This is a genomic window from Streptomyces globisporus, from assembly GCF_003501885.1.
GTDB lineage: Bacteria > Actinomycetota > Actinomycetes > Streptomycetales > Streptomycetaceae > Streptomyces > Streptomyces globisporus_D.
This window is the reverse complement of sequence record NZ_QWFA01000295.1, coordinates 1-5,009: the sequence shown is the minus strand read 5'-3', so window position 1 is coordinate 5,009 and position 5,009 is coordinate 1. Positions and strand designations below refer to the sequence as shown.

Below are 5,009 nucleotides of genomic sequence, written 5' to 3'. Positions count from 1 at the left end.
CCAGCCGCCCCACCGCACACCAACAAACCCCCCTCCCAGCGTTAGCCGCCGTACAAGCCCGCCCGAGGTCGATGATCGGCTGTACGGGCCGCTGAGCGCCAATCCCCGCCCCAGGTGACCGGGTTACGTCGGGGCGGGGGATCGGCGCTCAGAACCGCGCTGGGGCCGTTTCCTGGGCTTCCTGGGCCTGTGCGGTGGCTACGGCTGCGTCGCGGACGGCTTCCCATTCCTGGATGACGCGGTCGCGGTCGTGAGTGGCCGCTCCCACGGCAGCCGATCAACCGCTTGCCAGGCGGTGGAGTGCTCCAGGGCGCCGGGCTTGTGCCGCAGGATCTCCAGGTAGTGGTCCAGCAGATCGCGGAAGCCGTAGCGGCCCGCGAGCCGCGGATGGCGGACCACGAGCTTGTTGCGCTCGAAGACCCAGACCTCGTCCGCCCGCAGCGAGACCCGGACGTTCGTGCCGATGAAGCGGGCCGGGACGGAGTACTTGTTCTGCCGGACGGTGATCCGGGAGGTCTTGTCGACCTTCGGCGTCAGCGTCAGCCCGATGTCGAACTCCTCGAACGGCAGGGGGGCCAGCAACGGCGCCTCGTAGTCGAAGTCGAACCCGACCGAGGTGGGACGGTTGTCGATGTGCCGGACGTCCTCGGCCATCTCGATTTGCTCGATCTTCTCGTTCAGTTCCGCGAGCGTGTCGACCTCGGGGACCGGGACCAGGTGCGAGCGGCGGAACCGTCCGCCCTCGTGCTCGACGCCGCCCTTCTCATGGGCGCCCTCGACGCCGGGCCGGCAGTAGAAGGCGTCGAACCCGATCTTCCGTGGGTTCAGAAAATCTGAAGGCTCCGTCGCGCAAACTCAGGGGCTCGAAGGCGGTTCTGCCGTCTTGAAGGGACGGGTTGCGACAGTGAATGGGAGTGGGCGAAGGGCCTGGAGCCGGCACAGGTGGAGAGTGGCCGGTCCATGATCGCGATCCGGCGGCACTTTGCGCGAAACTGTGGTGTGCCTACTTCCAGATCGCTTGCAGCCTCTGACGAGATACGTGCGTATCTCGTCGACCAGTTGAACCTGGCCTTGCGCCGTCCCGGAATGTACGGAAAGGAACTGGCCTTCCGCATGCTGATGGATCACTTGCTGTTCGTCGAGTGCCAGCCCGAGGCATTGGCCGACCAGCGGCGCATGTGGAACGATCGCGGCGCCGGGTCCAGCACCGGCCTCGCGGGCATGTTCCGTGACCTGATCCCGGAGCGATGTCACGAGTACGTCATTGCCTCGGTGTATGCCGAGTTCGCGCACCACCGTGGCTGGCTCAAGCCTGACCGTGTACTGGACCCTGAGGAATACTCAGTCCTGCAGGGTTCGGTCCGTCAGTGGGCGGGTGAGGACCGTGTGTGGTCGGACGTCGTCGACGAGTTCGGTACCCCGTCCATGCTGTTCGGCGGCAACAACCCCTACTACGGCAAGACCCTCGGCTACCTGACGGAGAACGCGGAGGAACCGATGGTGTCCTTCGATCTCTGGAACGGCAGTGCTCCGGGAGCCGAGCAATCATGGCCATCTGAGCACCAGGAACCCCTCCTGCTTGCAGTGCGCTTCGGAACAGGGCCCTTCCGCCAGACCTTCACCTTCACCCCGGAGGGTCGGCGACGGCTCCCTGCGGAGTAAAACTCAAGATCAGCGGGTGTTCAGTTCCTGCTCCGCTTCCGATTCAGCCACTGCGCTGGTGTAGCGGAGGCTGGCCTTGGCCCCGAGGGAGAAGACGTGGGCGAGGTGGAGGGGGTCGGCGCCGTTGGCAAGGGCTTCTTCGAGGATGCGGTCCTGCCTCAGTTGGTCGATGCCTACGGGCAATCTCTTGACCAACTTGTCCATCCAGAACGTGCTCACAGCCGTCGCGGTGGTGGCGGTGTTCCTGGTGATCAGCAGATGTGAGTTGGTGCTGTTGGGCCATTGCCGGTGGCGATAGGCGAGGTACTCGGTGATCGCCTCGGCGGTGTAGTCGTCAAGGGGACGATTCAAGCCCTCGGGGTCAAGTCGCCGTCCCGGCAGGTCCACGTGCTCGACCAGCATTGAGCGAATCTGGCGGGCGGGCAGCGCGTGGATGCCAGACAGGGCCACGACCACTCGAAGGGCCGGATCCTGCAGTGCGGCGAGTGCGATGGACTCCACCTCGTCCACAGCGAGTGATGAGGGGATCTTGATCGCCACCTTGCCTCCCTTGATGCCTAAGGGCTGTCCCGTAAATGATCTCTGACGGACGGGAACGTGGGAGGCGATCAATCCGGCCGCTTATCTAGCCGGAGAGGTTGAGGTTGTGCAGCCGGGCGATGCCGAGCATGGCGTGGTGGACACCATCGCCTTTGAGGCGGCAGTCACGGAGGATCTTCCAGTTCTTCATGCGGGCGAAGACGTGCTCGACCCGGGCGCGGACCTGCTTGTGGGATTTGTTGTGGGCCTCCTTCCAGTCGGGCAGCTCCTCGGCTTTGCGGCGCCGGTGAGGCATCACGAGTCCGGTGCCCGGATAGCCGCCGTCGGCGATGGTGATGGTCGTGCCAACGGCAGCCTTGGCCCCTGAGTCCTCCCATGCCTTGCAGTCATTGCGGTTGCCGGGTACTGGGCGGCCCACCAAGACGACGTGGCGAGTGTCAGCGTCGATGACAACCTGGTGGTTGGTGGAGTACCGATAGTTCTTGGACCGCTCGGCGATGGTGTGGTCTCTGGTGGGCACGAGTGCCCCGTCCACGATCAGTACGGTGCCCCTGTCGAAAGACCTGCGTGGCCGGAGCGCGATCATCGGCCCGAGATGGTCGATGATCCGGTCTGCTGCGGACTTCGACACACCGAAGAGCAGTGCGAGTTGCCGCATCGTCAAGTTTGTTCGCCAGTAAGCCGCGACCAGCAGCGTCCGGTCCTCCAGAGGCAGGCTCCACGGCCGCCCTCTACCGACGGCGTCCGCACCCTCGCGCCGCAGAACCGTCACCAGCTTGCCGAAGGAACGCTGGCTCAGCCCGGTGACCGGGGCTATCCAGGACGGCTGCGATGCCGTAATCACACCAGTCACAACTGGATCATCCCAGTTGCCGCTGCCGCCCCATGCCCTCGATTCTGCGTGAGGAAGTTCGTCCTCTCCGAGATACGAGGACTTCGGCACCGAAAGCCTGGCGCACCGATGAGTTTCCTGCACTGCGGGGGTCCTATTGGCAGCAACGCACACCACAGCAGTACGGCCCTTACGTGAACTGGAGAGACAAACATGGCAACAGCGCGAGAGCAGTCGTCCGGAGCCGAGGCCCGAGTCACCTCCGCCGACGGCACCGAGATCGCATTCGAGCAGTCGGGCCGCGGGCCGGCCGTCGTCCTGGTTGCCTCGGCACTGGCAGACCGCTCGGACACAGCCAAACTCGCGACTCTCCTCGCCCACCACTTCACTGTGATCAACTACGACCGGCGCGGACGCGGTGCCAGCGGGGACGCCGCTACTTACGCCCCCGACCGCGAGATTGAAGACATCGCCGCGTTGGTCGAACACGTCGGCGGTTCGGCGTCGCTGTTCGGCTCGTCCTCCGGGGCGGTCCTCGCCCTGCGCGCGGCCGCGGCCGGAGTCAACGTCGACCGCCTGGCTCTGTACGAGCCGCCGTTCGTAGTCGGCGAAGGCGACGACGGACCGCCTAAGGACCTCGCGCAGCAGATCACCGCGTTGCTTGCGGAGGGCCGGCACAGCGACGCGGTCAAGTACTTCATGACCAGGGTGCAGGGCATGCCCGGCACCGCCGTGTTCTTCATGAAGCTCATGCCGAAGATGTGGGCAAACCTCACCAAGTTGGCCAGCACTCTCCCCTATGACATCGCGGTCATGGGCGATACCCAGCAAGGCAAGCCGCTCGATGCCGAGGAGTGGAAAGGGGTGGCCCTACCCACCCGCGTGCTGACCGGTGGCAAGAGTCCAGCCGCATTCCAGCGCGCCGCCCTCGCCGTCACCGAGATCCTGCCGCAGGCCGACCACCGCACTCTGCCCGGACTCAACCATGGCGCCGTCGTCATGGCTCCAAAGAAGATCGCCCCGCAAATCATCGAGTTCATCAAGGGATGAGCTTGTCGTTCGAGCGGTTCGGCGGCGCTTGGCACCCCTTCTGGCAGATGAGCTCTTCGTCGATCACATCGTCACCGGCCACGTCGTAATCGGCGAGGTCGGTTGGCACGTACCCGTTCGACTTCTTCTTCAAGGAGTCGTAGTACACGTGCCTGATAGTGATGTAAGCCAGAGCCCTCTAATGATCCGGGTCCTTGGGTCCGTGGGCCAGCCAACTGGTCCAGGTCTTGAGGTAACCCGACTGCACCAGATCCTGCGCCTGTGCATGGTTGCCGCACAGGCGGTAGGCGTGCCGGTAGAGCGTGGTTTCGGTCTCCGCCACGAACCTGGTGAACTCTGCGTCGAGCGTGCAGATCACACCGAGCGTGTCGTAAGAGCCGATGGCGGAGCCGGCGGCTCCCTTGCATTGCTGCACGACGGTGGTCTGCTCGGGGAAGGTCCCGAGCAGGCAACACGTCGCGCACAGAGACGTCGTGGAGTTCACGGCTTCCCCATTCATTTGCCCGACCCCGGCAGGAGAGCCGGGAGGCGGGTGTGCGGTGCGATTGCGCCGCACACCTTGTTCTACGAGGGAACGAAGCCGTTCGGACACCCTCGGACACATTCTTTTTCAGACCCTCATCGGCCCGTCGTTCGCCAGGCGAAGTCGCAGGCCAGTCGCCGCGCTAGTCGGCTGCTCCCCTCGTCGCCGATTTCCGCCGGTTCTGGTGACTGTGCCCTAGTCTCCGGACTCCGACTCACCGAGTTTCAGGCGTGATGTTGTGTCACGGGCCGGTACCGGACCGGACGGATCACAGACGCGCCGCCCGGACAGGGCGATGATGTGGCCCGGGGTTCCGGGCAGGGCAGGGGGCGTGGGGTGGCGGGTAACAGGCGTGCGGCCAGGGTGGGTTCGGCGGTGTCGGGGAGTTCGGCGGGTATCGCG

8 protein-coding genes are annotated in these 5,009 nt (G+C 65.1%); 3 read left to right on the top strand and 5 right to left on the bottom strand.

Going from position 1 to position 5,009, the window contains the following annotated elements; translation table 11 throughout:
• Positions 1-198 precede the first annotated feature (198 nt).
• Positions 199-654: a Mu transposase domain-containing protein gene (locus D3105_RS32200; protein WP_118906387.1), complete on the bottom strand. Its 456-nt coding sequence runs from the start codon at positions 652-654 to the stop codon at positions 199-201.
• On the opposite strand from D3105_RS32200, the gene D3105_RS32195 reads away from it, so the two are divergent.
• Both D3105_RS32195 and D3105_RS32190 read left to right on the top strand, forming a co-directional pair.
• Positions 634-837 carry a hypothetical protein gene (locus tag D3105_RS32195; RefSeq protein ID WP_098020680.1) on the top strand — a complete coding sequence of 68 codons (204 nt, stop codon included), beginning with the start codon at positions 634-636 and terminating at the stop codon, positions 835-837. The two genes, D3105_RS32200 and D3105_RS32195, sit on opposite strands and share 21 nt — an antisense overlap.
• Positions 838-960: 123 nt before the next feature.
• Positions 961-1,662, top strand: coding sequence for a hypothetical protein (locus D3105_RS32190; RefSeq protein ID WP_098020682.1), 702 nt, complete (start codon positions 961-963; stop codon positions 1,660-1,662).
• Between the two features lie 9 nt (positions 1,663-1,671).
• Here D3105_RS32190 and D3105_RS32185 read toward each other — a convergent pair whose 3' ends face one another.
• Together D3105_RS32185 and D3105_RS32180 are read right to left on the bottom strand one after the other, a co-directional pair.
• The gene (locus D3105_RS32185) at positions 1,672-2,202 is read right to left on the bottom strand and encodes a hypothetical protein (protein WP_118906386.1); all 531 of its coding nucleotides are present in this window, start codon (positions 2,200-2,202) and stop codon (positions 1,672-1,674) included.
• Between the two features lie 85 nt (positions 2,203-2,287).
• On the bottom strand, positions 2,288-3,055 hold the full coding sequence (locus D3105_RS32180; protein WP_118906385.1) for a transposase: 768 nt from the start codon (positions 3,053-3,055) through the stop codon (positions 2,288-2,290).
• A 192-nt stretch (positions 3,056-3,247) separates the two neighbouring features.
• Here D3105_RS32180 and D3105_RS32175 point away from each other — a divergent pair, with 192 nt between their 5' ends.
• Positions 3,248-4,084, top strand: a complete 837-nt coding sequence (locus D3105_RS32175; RefSeq protein WP_118906384.1) for an alpha/beta fold hydrolase — start codon at positions 3,248-3,250, stop codon at positions 4,082-4,084.
• On the opposite strand, the gene D3105_RS34810 is transcribed toward D3105_RS32175, so the two are convergent.
• Entirely contained in the window at positions 4,074-4,232 is a 159-nt protein-coding gene (locus tag D3105_RS34810) for a hypothetical protein (protein ID WP_165891122.1), read from the bottom strand. The two genes, D3105_RS32175 and D3105_RS34810, sit on opposite strands and share 11 nt — an antisense overlap.
• A 30-nt stretch (positions 4,233-4,262) precedes the next feature.
• Positions 4,263-4,568 carry a sigma factor gene (locus D3105_RS32170; RefSeq protein WP_165891121.1) on the bottom strand — a complete coding sequence of 102 codons (306 nt, stop codon included), beginning with the start codon at positions 4,566-4,568 and terminating at the stop codon, positions 4,263-4,265.
• Positions 4,569-5,009: the final 441 nt, after the last annotated feature.

Excerpts from the sequence above, each read along its gene's own strand:
- D3105_RS32175 (WP_118906384.1), top strand. The coding sequence starts at position 3,248 with ATGGCAACAGCGCGAGAGCAGTCGTCCGGAGCCGAGGCCCGAGTCACC.
- D3105_RS32200 (WP_118906387.1), bottom strand. The coding sequence starts at position 654 with ATGGCCGAGGACGTCCGGCACATCGACAACCGTCCCACCTCGGTCGGG.
- D3105_RS32190 (WP_098020682.1), top strand. The coding sequence starts at position 961 with ATGATCGCGATCCGGCGGCACTTTGCGCGAAACTGTGGTGTGCCTACT.